Consider the following 19,848-nt stretch of genomic DNA (forward strand, 5'->3'; position numbering starts at 1 on the left):
TGACGGTCATCGTTACCATCTCGTTACCGTCCTTGTCGCATGCGGGAGGGGAGGAGTGTCGGGGTGTTGCAAGAGGTTCGAATTGCGCCGACAGACAACAGTGTTCCCGACCAAAATGCAGTCGAGACGCTGGAGAAACCATAACTATGGGCGCTTTGCGCGAAGCTCCTTCACTCTTGACTGGCTGTGAATCCAGTCGGCGGCTTTCGGGTCGATGACGCGGGCGATCCAATCGAGATTCGCACACTGCCCGTCGAGATACCGGTCTTCGTCCATGAGGTTGTCGAGCACCAGATGCTCCTGGTGCGATAGCCGGTTGCGCAGGTCGCGCATTGTCTTGACGTGATTTTCGAATACGGCGCGCTTGCGCGATGGGTAGTTCGGCATGCCGCCGTTCGCCGGATCCCGCAAAGCTCTCCACACGGTCTGTTCCAATCTGGAGGAGAGCAGGAAACACCATGAGCCGAGCGACATGTCGGCGATCACGTGTCCAGGCGTGACCGGTTTGCCTGAATGCCGTATCTGCCGCTCGATCTCCGTAACCGATGTTTCGAACCGTCTTGTCTTGGATGAGTTGAACCGGAACCTTGCGTCGTCCCTGTACCAGTCCTCGTGTCCGCAGGCTCTGGCGAGGCGCTCGGACATGAAATTGCGCAGTAGCACCTCCACATGAGCGATGTCTTCGAGCAATGCCTTGGAAATCCGTCCGTTCCACACGTACAGGTCGATCACGTCGCAATTGGTTGTCTGCGCGGAGCGCACGTACGTGCTCATGCGTTCGGTCGAGAACCATCGTTGCAGGTCTTCAAGCGTGACGGGTTGACTTTCAGGACTCATGGCGGCTATACTACTAGCGAATGCCCCGGAACGTCACTCATGCGAAACATCATGAAACCCCGGGGATTTTTCTTTCCTGCACAGCCAATTGAGGCTGAGGTCTGCGGTCATCGTTACCCATCGTTACCACAGCGGTCTTCCGCTTCGAACAGTGAAGCCTCAAGTCCCAAGCGGGAGTAGGGCTCTCCGGTCGGGACAGCGGGATTTGAACCCGCGACATCCTGTTTGGGCGGGCGTTCGATTGGCTTGTCTGGCTGGGTTTGAGTGGGCTGATTTTCGTTGGAATCAAGCCGATTCTGGATTATGGGAAGTTTGGTTGATCGGGCTGGGATTGGTTCATCGTGACGGTCATCGTTACCATCTCGTTACCGTCCTTGTCGCATGCGGGAGGGGATGGGCATCGGCGTGTCGCAAGGGGCCGGATCACATCCAACATGGGTGACTTGACTGGTTAGCCCCTTGTCCGTATCAGTATGTCCGTTCCGGCTTGACATACATGGATATTGCATCATCAGTGTATGAGATCAGGCCATCAGGATTCCATTCGTCTTCGGTGACTATGTTGGTTACATCATCACCCGTTTCAGCATCGATCAGACTGACCTCAAGTCCGGCATCTCTCCAGTTATCGCGCAGCAATGCCGGATCGCAGAAACTATCACTAGCAGCTTGTTCTTCTGCATACTCGTGGCTCGGGCGAGACTCATGCTGCGATGACTCCAAAGCCGGCGCAATGTATTTGTCGTAATTACCTCCACCCGGCAAAAAAGTGAAAGGCATAATTACTAACCAAAATAAGAACGGAACGCCAAACAGAAGAAGCCATGGGGCTATCGCCTCGATGAGTCCGTCCATGATTTGCGACCCAACGGAAGGTTTCTTATTTCCATAAGTGATGGGTATCGTCTCTTCGGAGGCATTTACACATGGTTCATCATAATCGAATGAGGATCCACCGGAAGATGAGTAGGAAGAACTGCTGCGGAAAGATCTCTTCACGGAACTTTTGTATGAAGGAGCGTATGGGGAGGTATTCCTAGCAGTAGGCATACCAGTCTTTCGACTCTTCAGGTTATCGCTGTCCAAAGAGCGCACAGCAGTTGAAATCGGATTATGCACTGCGGTGCTGACCGACCGAACTCTGTAGGATGCCTTGCGAACGGATTTGGGTATGACCGCCTTGCGGACGGTTCTTCTTACCGGACGCGTAGCTGTATGGATAGGATGCCGAACGGCATTCTTAATCTTGAAAGCTTTTCGAATAGCCCCATGTGTTCACCCTTTCTCGGCTTACTCAACTCGCTATCCCTATGGTACGAACCAAGCAACCCATGATGCCCTTCATCGTGTGTTGCTTGGTTCGTACAACAACGAGATTGATACGCACCCTACCGTAGCTCTAGTAGGATTCAGGATCGCGCATATCGACTTCGCGTACTTCGCCGTAGATGGCGGCGATGTCGTTGAGGTTGATGCGGAACTGGCTTCGGGCGTGTGGCGTCCATTTGCGTCGACGCCCAGAATGAAACGTGACAAGCCAAAAGAGGCGGCATGTCAACGGATTGGCCTTATAATTCTCTGGTGACTGTTACCTCTGACTGCTGGGAGGCCTTCAAGTGAAGAAGCTTACTTGTGAAATGTGCAACAGCACTGACTTGGTCAGACAAGATGGAGTGTTTGTCTGCCAGTACTGTGGCACAAAGTACTCCGTAGAAGACGCGAAGCGAATGATGGCCGACGATGGCCCCGTTGAAGTTACAGGTACCGTTAGGGTCACAAAAGACCTCGCAGGTCTTCGCAAACTCGCCGATGAGTCATTCGATAGAGCCGATACAAAGACGGCACTCAAGTACTACACGCAGATAATTGAACAAGATCCTGAGGACTATATGGCAAACTTCCGTCGTCTGCTATGCCAAGCAGGAGAAGGAACAGCGGCATCGCCTATGCTGCACCTGCCCGCATCCGAAGCAGCGAATTTCTTTAACAAACTCAGCGAGGATACCTCTCTGTCAGAAGAAGAAAAAGCTGCCAAGGCACTTACTTCCATCGTCCTCATCAATAATTATGGTATGGCCTGCTGGCAAGCAAGAGATTCGTTCTTCACTACAAGACGTAATGCCGGGAATACATCCAACATAATGTGCACCACCAAAGACGCATACAATGTATTTTTGAATATGACCACCGATGTCTCAAGTAGTTTGATTCAAACAATGGAGGGCGCAGCTCCATATTTTGATAAATATGGAGCTGACTTCAAAGAAACATGTCAAACCATACTCAATAATGCCGAAGATATACTTAATAAGTTGTCAAGCAATTACGCGACAGTCGCAAATGTGACTTATACATTGGCTGATCTTACTCTAACAGACAACGGTCGTAACATCGTATATGAACTAGCGAAAAGGCTCCATACCGTTTATCTCCAAATCGACCCTAAACACAAAATTCCCAGTAGTCTGAAACCTCCATCAGAAGGTGGAACTGGGGTAAGTGAGGAAAGGCAAAGCGAATGGTGCTATGTAGCGACTTACGTCTACGGCTCTTATAACTGCCCGCAGGTATGGGTTCTTCGTCGTTTTCGTGACCGCATCCTTGGTAGATCATTGATTGGAAGACTGTTTATCCGTCTGTATTACGCAGTTAGTCCACGCCTGATAACAATCTTTGGGAACACCAGCGCATTCCGTAAGGTAATTAGAGTCATCTTAGATAAATTTGTTAACTATCTAATGATGCGAGGAATGTCGAATACACCTTATCAAGATCGCAGTTGTCGTAGATAAATCAAAAAGAAGGAGAATTATGGGCTTGATTAGGGCAGCACTCGGCTCCGTGTCTGGCAATCTTGCGGATCAGTGGAAAGAGATGTTCTACTGCGACTCTCTTGACTCGGATATCTTAGTAGCTAAAGGAATAAAACGTCAAAATCAGCGTACGTCTAATGTTAAAGGCGATGAAAACGTAATTACTTCCGGCTCGCTAGTAATTGTCAATGCAGGGCAAGCAGCGGCTATTGTCGAGCAAGGAAACGTCGTTGAATTTGTCGCTGAGCCGGGTGAGTATCAATACGACAATACGATTTCCCCCACATTCTTTGAGGGTGAATTGGGCGACTCGGCGAAGGCCTCTTTTGGCAACGTAGCCAAACGTTTCTCCTATGGTGGCGACACAGGTGTAGATCAACGTGTCTACTACTTCAATCTAAAGGAGATTGTCTCGAATAAATATGGGACAGCCACTCCTATACCTTTTAGGGTTGTTGACACCAACATTGGTTTGGATATTGATATAGCTCTTCGCTGCAATGGAGAATACTCTTTTAAAATCATTGATCCAATTAAATTCTATGAAAATCTGAGCGGGAATATCGAAGACAGATATGATAAAAATCGGATAACTAATCAGATGCGTAGTGAGCTGCTAACGGCGCTTCAACCCGCGTTAGCTCAATTATCTTCTGCTGGTATCAGATATTCGGAGATCCCTCTTCATGCACAAGAACTAACACGTATTCTCCAGCATCTTCTTTCGGAGAAATGGGAAGACCTGCGAGGTATCCGAATTGTTTCTTTTGGCATCAATTCCATCGCACCCGACGAAAAAGATGCCGAACTCATCAAACAGCTTCAGCGAGATGCGGTTATGAGGGACCCTACAATGGCCGCCGCAACCTTAACTAAAGCCCAAGCTGAGGCCATGGTGAAAGCTGCCGAAAACCAAGGTGAAGCAGGTGCGTTTATGGCATTTGCCAATCTAGGGATGGCTCGTGCTCAAGGTGGATTCTCTCCTGACGCACTTTATCGCATGCAGAAAGAGAGTAATGTGCCTACTTCAAGTGCATCAACACCCTCGTCAAATAACTGCTCGTGGATATGTAGGAAATGTGGATCTAACAATAGAGGGAAATTCTGCAGTGAATGCGGAAGCCCTCGCGATGATAAGCAGCAATGCTCTTCATGCGGATGGAAATCCATGGATTCAAAGCAAGTAAATTTCTGCCCTGAATGTGGTGCTAAATTAAATTGACTTGATTTTTTGTGTGCAGTTCGCTTTCAAACTATTAGAGCTGCACGCAAATTTATTTACAAGGTTGTATGACTCTTATATCAAAACGTCATTATTCTTTACTCAGCTTGCCGCTGAACGCCTGGTTCACCAGCGTGTAGACGGCTTGGGCGACGCCGATAACGCCGGTGAGGACGATGTCCCAGCCGTAGCCGTGGAAGCCGTTGGTGGCGGCGATGGCGACGACGCCGAGCAGGACGCTGACGCCGAGGCTGGTCGGGCCCACGTAGTCGGCGGGGGATGTACTTCTTGAACGCCTGTACGAGTGCGGGCGCGACGAGGGCGACGATGCCGACTGCGAGGGGCAAGATCCAGACATCTTCGGCCAGAGTCCGTCAGGCGTTGTCTCTGACGAACGTGGAAATCCCCCGTCAAAGTCGGGACAGCGGGATTTGAACCCGCGACATCCTGCTCCCAAAGCAGGCGCGCTACCAAGCTGCGCTATGTCCCGTCGTGCTGCCCATCTCTGGGAGAGCACAAACAGCCATTGTACAATACAGGTGGACTCGACGCGAAAGCGTCGTCATGAGGCGCAAAGATGTTGACGCGCAAGTGACAGGGGAGGCAGAACATGGGTCGTCATCAACGTGCGGAGACCGGCGGCCTGATCTCGTTCATCCTGTGCGCATGCGCCGGCGCTGTCGGCATGAACCTCTATCTCCAGTACGCGTCCGCCATCTGGCAGGTGTCGCAACGACGCTTCGGCGTCTGCGCCGGCATCGTCGCCGCCTGCGCCGTGCTCTCGTTCTGCGCCGGATACATCTCCAACTCCCGCTCGATGACCCTGAAGAACGGCTGGCTCGCGCCGGTACGCCGCATCATCGAGACGCTCGCCCTCTCCACCGTGTACGCCGCCACCACGTTCCTGTCGTCGTTCGCCCTGCTCGGCGCGATCAACGAGATGATGGGCACGCTGTTCGTCGGATACATGTCGTCGGTGTGCGCCGCGTTCGCCGGCGTCGTCGGCTACATGACCTTCGTGCAGGCGGAGATGATGAGCGCGAAGACCCTCGCCTCCCTGCTGCCGTTCTTCGTGATCGCCGGCGTAAGCGTCGCGGGCCTCACCACCGACGACCCGTACTGGTACCACAACAACTTCTCCCAGCTGGGGGACCGGACCACGTTCGCCGCGACGATGTTCAACTCCACGCTGATGCTGGCGGGCGTGTGCATCATCATCGTCAGCTACTTCGCGGTCTCCGAACTGCTCACCACCGAACGGCTCCTGCGCCTGTGGCACGACCACACGCGCGACGACCCGAACCGCGGATACGACATCCCCCATTTCGTCACGCGCATGACCGTCCTGTCCGTGCTGCTCACGCTCTCCGGACTCGCGTTCATCGGCATCGGCGCGTTCCGCTACACGCCGCACAACCTGATGCACAACATCTGCGCGAAGGGACTGCCGTTCATCATGCTGCTCCTGTTCGTGCTCCTGCCGTGGCTCGCGCCACGCATCGGCAAGGCCGTGATGGTCGTCTCCGACCTCGCTGCCCTGCTGTGCGCGGGATTCTGGGCCAACATGATGCTCGGACACAACACCCTGACCAACGTGGAGGCGCTCGCCGGCCTGCTGTTCCTCGGCTGGTTCATCGTCTTCTCCCGGCAGATCGCCGCGATCGAGGCCGACCGTGTGACGATGCAGCTTGTGCACAGTCAGACGCAGGAGCAGCTCGGGGAGGAAGCGGACGCGTCGGATGCGCAGGACGCGCAGGCCGGTGCGATGCCCGAATCCCGCATCGCCTCCGATCGGTAGGCTCCGGGGGAGTCTGGGCGCCCGTCTTGGCCATGAGGCTAGGCGATGAACCGCAGGTAGGTGCGATCGTCGAATGAGGCGAGTCCAGCCGTGAAACCCTTCGTGGAACAATATTCGTGGATGAGCTGCGGGTCCTCGCGCCGCAGCCGATCCAGCTCCCGTTCCGAATCGGCCAACGTGGGCCTGAGCAGGGGATAGCCGTCCGAGGCGAGCACCACCTCGTCGCCGGGCCGGATCGTCACGACCCGGATCGGATAAGACGGATCGGTGAATCCGTCGAACACGAAATAGCCGTATTCGCCGCGCCGGTTCGCGAACTGCGATTGCAGGCGCAGGAACGGCAGGATCATCTCGCGGGCCGGGTCGTCGGACGGTTCCGAGGACGCGGGGGCGGATGGTGCGGATGACGTGGATGGCTCGGACGATGCGGCACCTAAGTTTCGTTCGTCCTGCAACCGCAGCCCCTGCGCCGCGAACGAGCGCAGCTCTCCCAACAGCTCGTCCACGCGCTTCACGGTCGGCGTTTGCACGCCGTTCACCATGATCTGGCAGTCGCCGAACAGCCACGCCTCGCCACGCGCCGCGCTGTACACGACGGCGTTGGCCTGCAGGCGTTCCAGAGGCTCACGTTCGAAGAACGACGACCCCAGCGGATGCGTGCGATACGCCTCGCGGAACCGTTCATCCACCGATCGCTGGACCTCGCGCATGCCGGCGTCGGCGGGAAGAGCCGCGAGCACGTCCAGCATGAGGTCCTTCGCCACTACGCCGCCGCTCGGACGCCACGGCCGACGTACGCTTTTGCCGGTCACCCCATCCACCACGGCGGCGAACGTGTTGCCGGCGAACGCGTCGCCGACGAACAGCCCGTCCTCGTTGAGCGTCTGATCGGCGTGCTTGCCCCTGCAGCACCGTTCGATGACCTTCATCGTCGCCTCCCTGATTCCCGGCAGCCATCCCTGCCGTCATCAACAGCCGCCATCAACTGTAGACGCGCCGCGACCGCCCCGCACGTTGCGGGATCACACGCCCCGGCTTGGTCAGTCCTCCCGATTACGCTGGGACTGTTCACCAATGCATCAACGGGAGTCGCCCGTCCCTCGCGGGGCCGATGGATGGCCGGCGATCCCCGCCATGATGCGTCGTACGAGGCAACAAGGGAGAGCGTATGACCGACGTGCAGGACAGGGCAGCCGCCGACAGCAGTGACGACGGCGTCGACATCGTTCCGCTCGATGCGCCGGGCATGCACTCGCCGCTCGAGACACCCGATTTCGACGACCTCATCCGTCCGGTCCGACTCAAGCGCAAGCGTCCGCCGCTCGGCGCGGTGATCGGCACGATCGCCGGCATCGTCGTCGTCATCGCCGTGGTCGTCGCGCTCGTCGTGCTCAAACCCTTCTCCGCGGTCCATCACTCCGATTACGCGTCCGCGGCCCAGCAGACCTCCACGATGGCCAAGCAGTACGCGAACACGTCGGCCGCCATCGACGACGCCCTGCGGTTCCTCTACGCGCAGGACGCATCCTATGACGCGACCAAGGCGGCGACGCTCAAAACCCAGGCGGCCAAGTTCGGCAAATCCATCGACGCGTTCGCCGACATGCGCGCAGTGAAGGACACCGAAGTCTCCGCCGCCTACGATTCCTACGCCACACAGGCCAAGCACTTCGTGAAGTTGTCCGAGAACCTCGCCGATTCCGCCGAACCGCTGTCCGACATGGTCAAGGCGTGCGGCGCCACACCCAGCGGCACCATGTATGACGCGGATTTCTACACGAAGTACGAGCAGTACATCGCCACCTGCCGTACCGCGGCCACCGCCCTCGACGACGCGAAGGCACAGATCGTCTCCGAGTTCTCCGCGACGCTCGTCCAGGACCTTGACAAGATGACGGCCATCATCGACCAGATGAAGGCGATCGGCAGCCCCTCCCAGTACTCCGCGAGCTCCGAGAAGGGCAAGCAGCTGCAGGACCTCTCCACGCAGCTGGTCGACCTCGACACCTCCTACGGCGCGGTCAACGCGTTCCAGGAACAGCTGCAGCAGGCCCGTGAGAACGCCGACCCGACCCAGTTGCTCACCAAACTCGACGACGTGATTCAGCTCAAGTACCGGTCGGAGGGCCAGTAGTAGCAACGGCTGGCAGGCGGCTGGCAGACGGCTGTCAAACGGACGGTTAAACGGACAGGTAAACGTCGGATACGAGGAAACACCCGACCTGTGCCGGACATGTGCCCCGCGGGTCGTCGAAAGCCCTATACGATGGGCGTATGAGCGAAACGAAGCAAGACAACCTGTGGGCCGCGCCCACGCCCGACGGGCCGCTCGACGCGACCGTCACCGTCCCGGGCAGCAAATCCCTGTCGAACCGCTATCTGATCCTCGCCGCGCTCGGCTCGAAGCCGGTCACGCTGGTGGGACTGTTGCGTTCGCGTGACACCGAACTGATGATGGGCGCGCTCAGGGCGCTCGGCGTCAGATGCGACATCGATCCGGAATGCGACACCACCGTCACCGTGACGCCGCCCGAGGGAGGACGGTTCCACGGCAATGTGGACGTGTACTGCGGTCTTGCCGGCACGGTGATGCGCTTCGTGCCCGGTCTTGCGCTGTTCGCCGACGCCGCCGTCCGCTTCGACGGCGACGAACAGGCGTACGCGCGCCCGATGAAACCCGTGCTCGACGGGTTGGAGCAGCTGGGCGCCACCATCGAATACCACGGCGAGGAGGGCTTCCTGCCGTTCACCGTGACGCCGCCGAAGGCCCTTCCCGCATCGAACCCGTCCACGGTGTCCATCGACTCGTCAGGCTCCTCCCAGTTCATCTCCGGACTGCTGCTCATCGGCTCCCGGTTGCCCGGTGGCCTCGAGCTCACGCACACGGGGGAGAAGACCCCGAGCCTGCCTCACATCCGCATGACCGTCGCCGACGTCAACGGTGCCGGCGGTCACGCCTCGGCCGACGAGGAGCGGCGCGTGTGGACGGTCGCGCCCGGCGCGCTGCAGCTGCCCGATCGCGTGGTCGTCGAACCCGACCTGTCGAACGCGGCCCCGTTCCTCGGCGCGGCGCTCATCGCCGGCGGCCGTGTGCGCGTGCCCCACTGGCCGGTCGAGACCACGCAGCCGGGCGGACTGCTGCCCGGATACCTGCAGTCGATGGGCGCGCACGTCACCTTCCCCGAGGAAGACGGCATCCGCTATTGCGAAGTGACCTCCGACGGCCACATCCACGGTCTCGGCGACTTCGACCTGACCGCGGCAGGGGAGATCGCGCCGTCACTGGCCGCGATCCTCGTGTTCGCCGACGCCCCCACGAACATGATCGGCATCGGGCACCTGCGCGGGCACGAGACGAACCGCCTCGCCGCGCTCGTCACCGAGATCACGCGCATCGGTGGACGGGCCGAGGAGCTCCCCGACGGGATTGCGATCGATCCCGTGCCGTTCGACAGCCTGCACGGAGCCGCGATGGAGACCTACGCCGATCACCGCATGGCGACGTTCGCCGCGATGATCGGGCTCAGGGTGCCGGGCGTCGACGTGGTCGACGTCGAGACGACGCGCAAGACCCTGCCCGACTTCGTGGGCATGTGGAACGCGCTGTTGAGCCGCTGACGCCGGGCGCACGAACAATACTGAGGGCCTGTGATCCGTTGTCGGATCACAGGCCCTCATCATATGTCAGCGGTGAGTCGGAGGACTCACCGGCCTACGCTCACTTGGTGAACGTGTTGCCGTAGGTGTCCTCGCCGGCGGCCGCGATCTCGGCGGACTTGCGGGCGATGGCCAGCTCCTCGTTGGTCGGGATCACGGCGATGATCACGGAGGAGTCCGGGGTGGAGATGACGCGCGGCTGCTTGGAGCGGGTCGCGTTCTTCTCCTCGTCCAGCTTGACGCCGAACGGGGCGAGCTTGTCGCACACCATCTTGCGCACGATGTCGTCGTTCTCGCCGACGCCGGCGGTGAAGGTGATCACGTCGCAGCCACCCATCTGGTAGGTGTAGTTGCCGATGTAGCTCACGATGCGGTGCACGTAGACGTCGAGGGCCAGCTTGGCGTCCTCGTTGCCCTCGGCCACCAGACGGTGGACCTCGCGCAGATCGCCGAAGCCGGTCATGCCCATCATGCCGGAACGCTTGTTGAACAGGGCGTCGAGCTCGTCGACGTTCATGTGGGCGTTGCGGATCAGGTGGAAGACCACGGCCGGATCAATGTCACCGGTGCGGCCGCCCATGACGAGGCCCTCGAGCGGGGTCAGGCCCATGGAGGTCTCGACCGGCTTGCCGGAGATCTCGGCGGAGGCGGAGGCGCCGTTGCCGATGTGCAGGACGATCTGCTTCAGGCCCTCGGCCGGCTTGCCGATGACCTCGGGCACCACGGAGGAGATGTACTCGTGGGAGGTGCCGTGGGCGCCGTAGCGGCGGATGTGGTACTGGTCGGCGATCTCCTTGTTCAGCGCGTAGGTGCTGGCGGCCTTCGGCAGCTGGAAGAAGAAGGAGGAGTCGAACACGAAGATCTGCGGCACGTCCGGCAGCAGGGAGCGCATGACCTCGGCGCCCTTGGCCTCCGGGCCGTTGTGCAGCGGGGCGAGGACGGCCAGATCCTTGACCTGGTTGATGGTCTTGTCGGTGACCAGCGCCGGCTTCGGGAAGATGGAACCGCCCTGGACGACACGGTGGCCGACGGCGACGATGCCGGCCTCGGACAGGTCCGGACCGTACTCCTTGAAGAAGCCGAGCACGCGCTTCAGGCCCTGCTCGTGGTAGTGGATCGGCTCCTCGAGCTCGTGCTTCTCGCCGTTGTACTCGTGCTTGTAGTGGCCGTCGATCGGCTCGCCGATCTTCTCGACGAGGCCGGAAGCGAGGCCTTCGCCGGTCTCAAGGTCGACCAGCTGGTACTTGATCGAGCTGGAACCGGAATTGATGACAAGGACGGTTTTCGCCATTGTGGGCATCCTCCATTGTGATTTGTCTGTTTCCCGCTGACACGGGTTACCGTTAGTCAGATTACTCGTTGCTTACTACAAACTACTGGGCTTCGATGTTAGGGGCCGGAGAGTGGTGAGCGTGGTGTCGGACACACTCACCACTCTCCGGCCAAGCCTACGGTCCGGCACCACGTTCACCGCGCTCCTCCCATGCGAAAACCCGGTAGGGAAGTGCGTGGATTACTGGGCTTCGATGGCGGTGAGGGCGATCGTGTTGATGATGTCCTGCACGAGGGCGCCACGGCTCAGGTCGTTGACCGGCTTGTTGAGGCCCTGCAGGATCGGTCCGATCGCCAGCGCGCCGGAGGAGCGCTGCACGGCCTTGTAGCCGATGTTGCCGGCGCACAGGTCCGGGAACACGAACACGTTGACGTGGCCGGCCACATCGTTGCCCTTGGCCTTGGTGGCGGCCACGGTCGGCGACCATGCGGCGTCGAACTGGATGGAGCCGACGACCGGCAGATCGGGCGCCTTCTCCTTGAGCAGACGCGTGGCCTCCTCGACGACGTCCACGTCGGGGCCCTTGCCGGAGCCGAGCGTGGAGTAGGAGAGCATGCCGACCTTCGGGTCGATGCCGAACGCCCTCGCGGTCTCGGCGGACTGCAGGGCGATCTCGGAGAGCTGTTCGGCGTCCGGGTTGAGGTTGATCGCGCAGTCGGCGAACACGGCCACATGGTCCTTGAAGCACATGAGGAACGAGCCGGAGACCAGCTTCTGGCCGGGCTTGGTCTTGATGACCTGCAGGGCCGGGCGCACGGTGTTGGCGGTGGAGTTGACCGAGCCGGAGACGAGGCCGTCGGCGTAGCCGAGCACGACGAGCATCGTACCGAAGTAGCTCGCGTCCTTCAGCTGCCGGCGGGCCTGCTCCTCGGTCATGCCCTTCTTGGCGCGCAGCTCGCACAGCTTGGCGACCATCGGCGTGAGCACGTTCTCGTCGTCGATCGCCTGGAAGCGGGCACGGTCGAGGTGGTTCAGGCCCAGCTCCCTGCCGCGGGCGAGGATCGACTCCTTGTCGCCGACGATGATGAGGTTGACGATCTCGCGCTGGAGCAGGTAGTCGGCCGCCTTGATGATGCGGTCCTCCTGGCCTTCGGGCAGGACGATCGTCTTCTTGTTGGACTTGGCCTTGCCGAGCAGCGAGAACTGGAAGGCGTACGGGGTGATGGGGAAGTCCACGTCCACGTTGAGCGCGGCGAGCACCTCCTCCGTGGGCACGTTCTTGCGGAACGTCTCCAGGGCGACGTCCTTGGTGGACGCGTCGGTGAACTGCACCTGGGGGAGCGCCCACACCGGCAGTCCGTACTTGGCGAGCGTCTCCTTGACGGAGAAGGCGTGGCGCGGCTCGCAGCCGGTCACGAAGATGCCGAGCACCTTGTTGCCGGCGGCCTCCATGCCCTCGATGGACAGCTTGACGGTTTCGTCGAGCTCGTGCGGCCAGCGGTCGACGGTCGCGATGGTCAGGAACACGCCGGCCTCGAGGTCGGCGGCCACATTCGCGTTGAACTCGTAGGTGGTCGGGTCGTTGACGTGGGACTTGTCGGTGCCGACGATGAGCGCGGCCTCGGCGCGCGAGACGTCCAGAGCGTCGTTGAAGGCGCCGACGATGTCGCCGCGGGCGGTCTCCTTGTCGCGGCGCACCTCGTGGATGTCGAGGCCGGTGGACAGGGCCACGCCGAGTCCGGCGTTGGATGCGCCGAGCAGCACGGGGGTGAAGTCGTCGTGGTTGGACACGGCGGGGCGGAACACCATCGTCTTGTACTTCGAGGTCAATGCGTTGAGCACGCCGTAGGCCACCACGTTGCGGCCGTTGGCACCCTCCGGGCTTGCGATGTAGACGCGGGTTACGGTCACGATGTCTTGTCTCCTTTGATGAACAGTTAGAACCTCGCCCATTATAACGACGGTTTGTTGTGATGGTCGGCAACGCGGGAGGAATAACGAAAAATCCCGGACCGCTCGTTCAAGCTGATCCGGGATTCGTGATCGTGGAGCTAAGGGGATTCGAACCCCTGACCCTCTCCATGCCATGGAGATGCGCTACCAGCTGCGCCATAGCCCCGTGTTGAGNNNNCGTGGAGCTAAGGGGATTCGAACCCCTGACCCTCTCCATGCCATGGAGATGCGCTACCAGCTGCGCCATAGCCCCGTGTTGAGTTATGTGGTGAACAGGCGTGATGTCCGTCTGTTTCGTGGAGCTAAGGGGATTCGAACCCCTGACCCTCTCCATGCCATGGAGATGCGCTACCAGCTGCGCCATAGCCCCGTGTTCACTTGTTTGGCTCGCTTTTTGAGCCTCGTATACATTACGACGGAGTTCCGATTCCGGCAAATACGGCGTGTCGCGTGCGTGTCGTGCATGTGAACCGTGTCGCGGTAATCGCATTGAACCCCTTGCGCCGCAACGGTTTTCGACCTGTCACGGTACAAGGGGTTCACTGCGGTTCCAACGTAATCGACGTCGGTCAGCGTTCGCGCTCCCATTCGGGCGTGTCCGCGATGGCGGGGCCGTGGTTGTAGTCGGCGAGTCGCCAAGTGACCGATCCGTCGATCATGTCCATCGGGGTCAGGCGCACCCAGTGGGCGTTGCCCATCGAGACGAGCGTGGAGTACGTGGGGTCGATGCGGTTGATCCCGAGCAGCGTCTGCACGGTCTGGGAGATCCACGCCCCGTGCGAGAACACGAACAGATCCGTGTCGCTGCCGGCTCGGGCCGACCAGTCCTCCAGCGCCTCGACGCCGCGCGTGCCCACATGCTCCTTGGGCTCGGCGCCGTACTTGAGCTCGCCCCCGGTGTGGCGCATCCACGAGCGGAAGTCCTCCGGGTAGCGTTCGGCCAGTTCGGCAACGGCGTGGCCGTCCCAGTCGCCGAAGCTGCGTTCTCGCACACGCGGGTCGTCATGCACCTCGATGCCGGTGGCCGCCCCGCCGAGCTCGTCGGCGAACGCCTGCGCGGTCGCGTGCGCGCGCGACAGGTCGGAGCTGACGATGATCCGGTTCGCGATGGTTGGGCGCTGGTCGACGTACGTGGCCTTGAGCCACGCCGCGGTCTGCGCCGCCTGCCAACGGCCCACGGCGTCGAGCGGGATGTCCACCTGCCCCTGCAGCTTGTGGGCCGCGTTGTAGGAGGTGCGCCCGTGGCGCACGAGGAAGATCGAGTGGACGTGGCGGCTCATCGTTCGGCGCTTTCTGGGTGCTCGAGCTCCAGATCGATCTGCGGGCAGTCGCGCCACAGGCGCTCGAGGCCGTAGAACTCGCGCGACTCCTCGTGCATGACGTGGATGATGTAGTCGCCGTAGTCGAGCAGCACCCACTGGCCTTCGGTCAGGCCCTCGCGCTCGCGCGGCTGGCGGCCGCCGCACTTGACGTACAGGTCCTTCTCGATCTCCTCGGCGACGGCGAGCACCTGGCGTTCGTTGGACGCTCCGGCGATCATCATGATGTCGGTGATGCCCAACGGGCCGGTCACGTCGAAGGCGACGATGTCGGTGGCCTTGACTCGGTCGGCCGCCTGGGCGGCGATGCGGATGTCGTCGATGGATGACTGCAATGCGGGCATGGATCTCCTCTATGCGGTTGTATGCGGTGTGTTGCGGTGATATTGCGGTGTGTTGCGGTTGTCGTGGGATCGGCTACGGGAGGTGTCGCCTCCGGGGGTCAGCGCTCCCAGGCGGGCTTCCAGCCCTCCACGTTGTGCTGCGTGTTCTCGGAGTACGTCATCGTGTCGTCGGGGATGGCGTGGCGCACGACGGAACCGGCGCCGGTGGTCACGTTGTCGCCGACCTCGACCGGCGCGACGAACAGGTTGCCGGCGCCGATGTGGCATCCGGCGCCGATGTGCGTCTTGTTCTTGTGCACGCCGTCGTAGTTGGCAGTGATGGTGCCGCCGCCGATGTTCGTGTGATCGCCGAGCGTGGCGTCGCCCATGTAGCTCAGGTGCGGCACCTTGGTGCCATTGCCGATGTGCGCCTTCTTCATCTCGACGAACGCGCCGGCCTTCGACTCCTCGCCCAGCTCGTTGCCGGGGCGCAGGTAGGTCCACGGGCCGATGTTGGCGGCGCGTCCGATGTGCGACTCCTGCACGCGGGAGCGCTCGACGGTGGCCTCGGCGTCGACGGTCGCGTCGATCAGCGTGGTGTACGGGCCGACGACGGCCTCCTCGCCGATGACGGTATGCCCCTGAAGGAGGCAGCCGGGCAGGATCACGGCGTCACGGCCGATCTCGACGTCGTCCTCGATCCACGTGGTCTCCGGGTCGAGGATCGTCACGCCCTCGTGCATCCACGCCTCGCACACGCGGCGGTTGTGCGCCTTGGCGAGTGCGGCGAGCTGCACGCGGTCGTTGACGCCTTCGACGCTCAGCGGGTCGGGGGCGGTGAACGCGCCGACCTTGCCGGCCGAACGGGCGGTCTCCAGCGCGTCGGTCAGGTAGAACTCGCCCTGCGCGTTGTTGGACTTGAGGTCGGCGATGGCGCGGGTGAGCAGCTCGGCGTCGAACACGTACACGGACGTGTTCACCTCCTGCACCGCCAGTTCGCTGCGGTTCGCGTCCTTCTGCTCGACGATGCGCAGCACGTTGCCGTCACGGTCGCGGATGATGCGGCCGTAGCCTGTCGGGTCGTCGAGCACGGTCGTCAGCACGGTGGCGCCGTCGCCCGAGGCGGTGTGGAATTCGACGAGCCTGCGCAGCGTCTCGGTGTCGAGCAGCGGCATGTCGGAGGCTGCGATGAGCACCGGGCCCGTCAGCGGTCCGTTTTCGGTCAGCTGCGCCATCGCGCACTGCACGGCGCGTCCGGTGCCGGGGATGTCGTCCTGATTGACGATGGTGACCGCCTCGTCGTACGAGCGGGCCGCCTCGGCGACGCGCTCGGCCTGGAAGTGCACGACCACGGCGAGCGTGGCGGGGTCGAGGGCCTTGACGGAGTCCATCACGCGGTTGAGGAAGGTGCGGCCCGCGAAGGTGTGCAGCACCTTCGGCTTGTTGGAACGCATGCGGGTGCCTTCGCCCGCGGCGAGGATGATTGCGGCGGTCAATGCCGAGGATGCCATGAGTGTGTCGTTTCCCTTCACTGGCGGTTCGATTGCTGTGTATGCGCGGGAGTCTCGCGGGGAGGCGTGCCTCGCGCATACATGACTAAAGCTAACAGCACCTATACAACGAACGGCCGACCGGGAAGACCGGTCGGCCGTTTATGCGAGGTGTTCCCCCACCTGGATTCGAACCAAGACAAAGGGTTCCAAAGGCCCGTGTGCTGCCATTACACCATGGGGGAGCGGCGGGCGGACCCGCCAAGTGTTCATTTATACCATAAGGTCAGGCGAACAGGAAACCCTGACCGTGGTGTTCGGGGTACGTCTCGAACAGTTCGGCGACGGAGCCGTCCTCGAACACGGCGCGGATGGCGCTCGCCAGCAGCGGGGCGATGGACAGGACGGTCAGGCCGTCCCAGCGCTTCTCCTCCGGGATCGGCACGGTGTCGGTGAGCACCACCTCGCGCGCGCCGCAGCCCTTGAGCCGTTCGACGGCCGGGCCGGAGAGCACGCCATGGGTGGCGACGACGGTGACGGACTTGGCGCCGGCGTCCTTGAGCACGTTGCACGCGCCCACGATGGTGCCGGCGGTGTCGATGAGGTCGTCGACGAGCACGCAGTCCTTGCCCTTGACGTCGCCGACGACGCGGTTGGAGACCGCTTGGTTCGGGCGGGTGATGTCGCGCGTCTTGTGGACGAAGGCGAGCGGGCCGCCGCCGAGGCGCTGCGCCCACTGCTCGGCCACGCGGATGCGGCCGGCGTCGGGGGAGACGACGGCGACGTTGTCGAGGTGGCCCTCGAAACGGTCGCGGATGTAGTCGACGAGCACCGGCATGGCGATGAGGTGGTCGACCGGGCCGTCGAAGAAGCCCTGCGACTGCGCGGCGTGCAGGTCGACCGACATGATGCGGTCGGCGCCGGCGGTCTTGAGCAGGTCGAAGACGAGGCGGCAGGAGATGGGCTCGCGGCCGCGGTGCTTCTTGTCCTGACGGGAGTAGCCCAGCATCGGGCACACGGCGGTGATGGAGCGTGCGGAGGCGCGCTTCAGGGCGTCGATCATGATGAGCTGTTCCATGATTGCCTTGTTGATCGGCTTGTAGTGGCTCTGCAGCACGAACACGTCGGCGCCGCGCACCGACTCGGTGTAACGCACGTACATCTCACCGTTGGCGAAGTCATAGGCGGTGGTCTCCAGCAGGTCGATGCCGAGCTGTTCGGCGACGTCCTGCGCGAGTTTCGGATGAACCCTTCCCGTAACGAGTATCAGGTTCTTGTCGGGCTTCCCTTCGAGGATTGCGCTCACCGTATCTCCCAAACGTCATTTGAAGTTTTCGCTTGCGTCACACCAGTGTAGTGGTTCGCGCCGACCGTGCCGCGCGCCGCTCGTCCGAAGTTCTTCCATGTAGAAAAAGGAGCGTCGCCCGCAACGGACGATGCTCCTTATTTTTTTACTCCCATTCGATGGTTGCCGGCGGCTTGGACGTGCAGTCCAGCACCACGCGGTTGATCTGGCGGCATTCGTTGGTGATGCGCGTGGAGATCGTGGCGAGCACGTCATAGGGGATGCGCGACCAGTCGGCGGTCATGGCGTCCTCGGAGGAGACGGGGCGCAGCACGATCGGGGAGCCGTAGGTGCGCTCGTCGCCCTGGACGCCGACGGAGTGCACGTCGGCCAGCAGCACGACGGGGCACTGCCAGATCTCGCGGTCGAGGCCGGCGCGGGAGAGCTCCTCGCGGGCGATGGCGTCGGCCTCGCGCAGCACATCGAGGCGTTCGCGGGTGATCTCGCCGACGATGCGGATGCCGAGACCCGGGCCGGGGAACGGCTGGCGCCAGACGATCTCGTCGGGCAGGCCGAGCTCGGTGCCGATGGCGCGCACCTCGTCCTTGAACAGGGTGCGCAGCGGCTCGACGAGCTGGAACTTGATGTCCTTGGGCAGGCCGCCGACGTTGTGGTGGCTCTTGATGTTGGCCGCGCCGTCGCCGCCGCCGGACTCGACGACGTCGGGGTAGAGGGTGCCCTGCACGAGGAACTTGACTTCCTTGCCGCGGGCTCCGGCCTCCTCGAGGACCTGGCGCTGGGCCTTCTCGAAGGTGCGGATGAACTTCTCGCCGATGATCTTGCGCTTGCGCTCGGGCTCGGAGACGCCCTTGAGGGCGTCGAGGAAGTCGTCGGCCGCGTCGACGGTGATCAGGCGGATGCCGGTGGCCTCGACGAAGTCGTGCTTGACCTGCTCGACCTCGCCCTTCCTGAGCAGGCCGTGGTCGACGAACACGCAGGTGAGCTGGTCGCCGATGGCCTTGTGCACGAGGGCCGCGGCCACGGCGGAGTCGACGCCGCCGGACAGACCGCAGATGACCTCGGCGTCGCCGACCTGCTCGCGGATCTTCTTCACTTGGTCGTCGATGATGGAGGAGGCGTCCCAGTCGTTCGGCAGGCCCGCGCACTTGTGCAGGAAGGTCTCGATGAGTTCCTGGCCGCGCGGGGTGTGCTTGACCTCGGGGTGCCACTGCACGCCGTAGAGCCTGCGGGACTCGTCCTCCATGGCGGCGACGGGGGCGCCCTCGGTGTGGGCGAGGACGGTGAAGCCCTCGGGGGCGGTCTTGACGGCCACGCCATGGCTCATCCAGGTGCTCTGGTCGGCGGGGGAGCCGGCGAGGATGCCTTCGGCCCTGTCGATGACGGTGTCGGTCTTGCCGTATTCGCCGAGGGCCGCCTTGTCGACGTCGGCGCCGAGGGCGTAGGCCATGGCCTGGAAGCCGTAGCAGATGCCGAGCACCGGGATGCCGGCCTCGAACAGCTTGGGGTCGACGCGCGGGGCGCCGGGCTCGAACACGGAGGCCGGGCCTCCGGACAGGATGATCGCCTTCGGATCCTTCGCCAGCATCTCGTCGACGGGCATCGAATGGGGCACGAGCTCGGAATATACATTGGCCTCACGCACGCGGCGGGCGATGAGCTGGGCGTACTGGGCGCCGAAGTCGACGACGAGCACAGGACCTGTTGCCATGGAAATTCCCCTAACGTTTATCGGGATGTAACTTGGGTGGTGTCATATTGATTATCCCCAGCGAGCCAGACAAGGGGTAAAAGGCGTAGTTTCTGTGCGAAAAACGAACAAACAACGTGCACGCGTCTTACCAACACGCCGATAGTGAA

General features: G+C 61.7%; 16 protein-coding genes and 5 tRNA genes. 5 read left to right on the forward strand and 16 right to left on the reverse strand.

Annotated elements, in window-relative coordinates; genetic code table 11:
- Positions 1-144 precede the first annotated feature (144 nt).
- Together CSQ85_RS10315 and CSQ85_RS10320 are read right to left on the reverse strand one after the other, a co-directional pair.
- Complete coding sequence (locus tag CSQ85_RS10315; RefSeq protein WP_150383974.1) at positions 145-837, reverse strand: Abi family protein; 693 nt, start codon at positions 835-837, stop codon at positions 145-147.
- Positions 838-1,305: 468 nt separating this feature from the next.
- Positions 1,306-1,836, reverse strand: a complete 531-nt coding sequence (locus CSQ85_RS10320) for a hypothetical protein (protein ID WP_150383975.1) — start codon at positions 1,834-1,836, stop codon at positions 1,306-1,308.
- A 728-nt stretch (positions 1,837-2,564) separates the two neighbouring features.
- Between CSQ85_RS10320 and CSQ85_RS10325 the strand changes: the two genes are divergently transcribed.
- Positions 2,565-3,629: a CFI-box-CTERM domain-containing protein gene (locus CSQ85_RS10325; protein ID WP_150383976.1), complete on the forward strand. Its 1,065-nt coding sequence runs from the start codon at positions 2,565-2,567 to the stop codon at positions 3,627-3,629.
- 19 nt (positions 3,630-3,648) lie between these two features.
- Positions 3,649-4,872 carry an SPFH domain-containing protein gene (locus tag CSQ85_RS10330; RefSeq protein WP_150383977.1) on the forward strand — a complete coding sequence of 408 codons (1,224 nt, stop codon included), beginning with the start codon at positions 3,649-3,651 and terminating at the stop codon, positions 4,870-4,872.
- A 91-nt stretch (positions 4,873-4,963) separates the two neighbouring features.
- Here CSQ85_RS10330 and CSQ85_RS10335 read toward each other — a convergent pair whose 3' ends face one another.
- A complete protein-coding gene (locus tag CSQ85_RS10335) occupies positions 4,964-5,137 on the reverse strand; it encodes a hypothetical protein (RefSeq protein ID WP_223846940.1) in 174 nt (57 codons plus the stop codon).
- A gap of 151 nt (positions 5,138-5,288) precedes the next feature.
- Positions 5,289-5,362, reverse strand: a tRNA-Pro gene (locus CSQ85_RS10340).
- Between the two features lie 120 nt (positions 5,363-5,482).
- Between CSQ85_RS10340 and CSQ85_RS10345 the strand changes: the two genes are divergently transcribed.
- Positions 5,483-6,670 (forward strand): ABC transporter permease, encoded by a 1,188-nt coding sequence (locus CSQ85_RS10345; protein WP_107041224.1) that lies wholly within the window; start codon positions 5,483-5,485, stop codon positions 6,668-6,670.
- 38 nt (positions 6,671-6,708) lie between these two features.
- Here CSQ85_RS10345 and CSQ85_RS10350 read toward each other — a convergent pair whose 3' ends face one another.
- Positions 6,709-7,599 carry a hypothetical protein gene (locus CSQ85_RS10350; protein WP_150383978.1) on the reverse strand — a complete coding sequence of 297 codons (891 nt, stop codon included), beginning with the start codon at positions 7,597-7,599 and terminating at the stop codon, positions 6,709-6,711.
- A 239-nt stretch (positions 7,600-7,838) separates the two neighbouring features.
- Between CSQ85_RS10350 and CSQ85_RS10355 the strand changes: the two genes are divergently transcribed.
- Entirely contained in the window at positions 7,839-8,804 is a 966-nt protein-coding gene (locus CSQ85_RS10355) for a hypothetical protein (protein ID WP_150383979.1), read from the forward strand.
- Positions 8,805-8,944: 140 nt separating this feature from the next.
- Positions 8,945-10,288 carry a 3-phosphoshikimate 1-carboxyvinyltransferase gene (aroA, locus tag CSQ85_RS10360; RefSeq protein WP_150383980.1) on the forward strand — a complete coding sequence of 448 codons (1,344 nt, stop codon included), beginning with the start codon at positions 8,945-8,947 and terminating at the stop codon, positions 10,286-10,288.
- Between the two features lie 100 nt (positions 10,289-10,388).
- Here the strand turns inward: aroA and CSQ85_RS10365 are convergent, their stop codons facing one another.
- From CSQ85_RS10365 to guaA, 11 genes are all read right to left on the reverse strand, one after another.
- Complete coding sequence (locus CSQ85_RS10365; RefSeq protein WP_150383981.1) at positions 10,389-11,618, reverse strand: acetate/propionate family kinase; 1,230 nt, start codon at positions 11,616-11,618, stop codon at positions 10,389-10,391.
- 222 nt (positions 11,619-11,840) lie between these two features.
- On the reverse strand, positions 11,841-13,511 hold the full coding sequence (gene pta / locus CSQ85_RS10370; RefSeq protein WP_190973010.1) for a phosphate acetyltransferase: 1,671 nt from the start codon (positions 13,509-13,511) through the stop codon (positions 11,841-11,843).
- A 135-nt stretch (positions 13,512-13,646) separates the two neighbouring features.
- A tRNA-Ala gene (locus CSQ85_RS10375) sits at positions 13,647-13,719 on the reverse strand.
- Between the two features lie 14 nt (positions 13,720-13,733).
- Positions 13,734-13,806 (reverse strand) — tRNA-Ala (locus CSQ85_RS10380).
- Between the two features lie 44 nt (positions 13,807-13,850).
- A tRNA-Ala gene (locus tag CSQ85_RS10385) sits at positions 13,851-13,923 on the reverse strand.
- Between the two features lie 199 nt (positions 13,924-14,122).
- Positions 14,123-14,833, reverse strand: coding sequence for a histidine phosphatase family protein (locus CSQ85_RS10390; protein ID WP_150383983.1), 711 nt, complete (start codon positions 14,831-14,833; stop codon positions 14,123-14,125).
- Positions 14,830-15,216, reverse strand: coding sequence for a ribosome silencing factor (gene rsfS / locus CSQ85_RS10395; RefSeq protein WP_150383984.1), 387 nt, complete (start codon positions 15,214-15,216; stop codon positions 14,830-14,832). The genes CSQ85_RS10390 and rsfS overlap by 4 nt, the downstream gene beginning before the upstream one ends.
- 98 nt (positions 15,217-15,314) lie before the next feature.
- Positions 15,315-16,706, reverse strand: coding sequence for a bifunctional UDP-N-acetylglucosamine diphosphorylase/glucosamine-1-phosphate N-acetyltransferase GlmU (gene glmU, locus CSQ85_RS10400; RefSeq protein ID WP_150383985.1), 1,392 nt, complete (start codon positions 16,704-16,706; stop codon positions 15,315-15,317).
- A gap of 153 nt (positions 16,707-16,859) precedes the next feature.
- Positions 16,860-16,930, reverse strand: a tRNA-Gln gene (locus CSQ85_RS10405).
- A 41-nt stretch (positions 16,931-16,971) separates the two neighbouring features.
- Positions 16,972-17,991 carry a ribose-phosphate diphosphokinase gene (locus CSQ85_RS10410; RefSeq protein WP_181281819.1) on the reverse strand — a complete coding sequence of 340 codons (1,020 nt, stop codon included), beginning with the start codon at positions 17,989-17,991 and terminating at the stop codon, positions 16,972-16,974.
- Positions 17,992-18,136: 145 nt separating this feature from the next.
- Entirely contained in the window at positions 18,137-19,699 is a 1,563-nt protein-coding gene (gene guaA, locus CSQ85_RS10415) for a glutamine-hydrolyzing GMP synthase (RefSeq protein ID WP_107041234.1), read from the reverse strand.
- Positions 19,700-19,848: the final 149 nt, after the last annotated feature.

Source organism: Bifidobacterium rousetti (genome assembly GCF_008698235.1).
Lineage (GTDB): Bacteria > Actinomycetota > Actinomycetes > Actinomycetales > Bifidobacteriaceae > Bifidobacterium > Bifidobacterium rousetti.

Coding starts and splice junctions, on each gene's coding strand:
- guaA (WP_107041234.1), bottom strand. CDS start 19,699: ATGGCAACAGGTCCTGTGCTCGTCGTCGACTTCGGCGCCCAGTACGCC.
- rsfS (WP_150383984.1), bottom strand. CDS start 15,216: ATGCCCGCATTGCAGTCATCCATCGACGACATCCGCATCGCCGCCCAG.
- aroA (WP_150383980.1), top strand. CDS start 8,945: ATGAGCGAAACGAAGCAAGACAACCTGTGGGCCGCGCCCACGCCCGAC.
- CSQ85_RS10325 (WP_150383976.1), top strand. CDS start 2,565: ATGATGGCCGACGATGGCCCCGTTGAAGTTACAGGTACCGTTAGGGTC.
- CSQ85_RS10350 (WP_150383978.1), bottom strand. CDS start 7,599: ATGAAGGTCATCGAACGGTGCTGCAGGGGCAAGCACGCCGATCAGACG.
- CSQ85_RS10365 (WP_150383981.1), bottom strand. CDS start 11,618: ATGGCGAAAACCGTCCTTGTCATCAATTCCGGTTCCAGCTCGATCAAG.
- CSQ85_RS10390 (WP_150383983.1), bottom strand. CDS start 14,833: ATGAGCCGCCACGTCCACTCGATCTTCCTCGTGCGCCACGGGCGCACC.
- CSQ85_RS10355 (WP_150383979.1), top strand. CDS start 7,839: ATGACCGACGTGCAGGACAGGGCAGCCGCCGACAGCAGTGACGACGGC.
- CSQ85_RS10345 (WP_107041224.1), top strand. CDS start 5,483: ATGGGTCGTCATCAACGTGCGGAGACCGGCGGCCTGATCTCGTTCATC.
- glmU (WP_150383985.1), bottom strand. CDS start 16,706: ATGGCATCCTCGGCATTGACCGCCGCAATCATCCTCGCCGCGGGCGAA.
- CSQ85_RS10315 (WP_150383974.1), bottom strand. CDS start 837: ATGAGTCCTGAAAGTCAACCCGTCACGCTTGAAGACCTGCAACGATGG.
- CSQ85_RS10330 (WP_150383977.1), top strand. CDS start 3,649: ATGGGCTTGATTAGGGCAGCACTCGGCTCCGTGTCTGGCAATCTTGCG.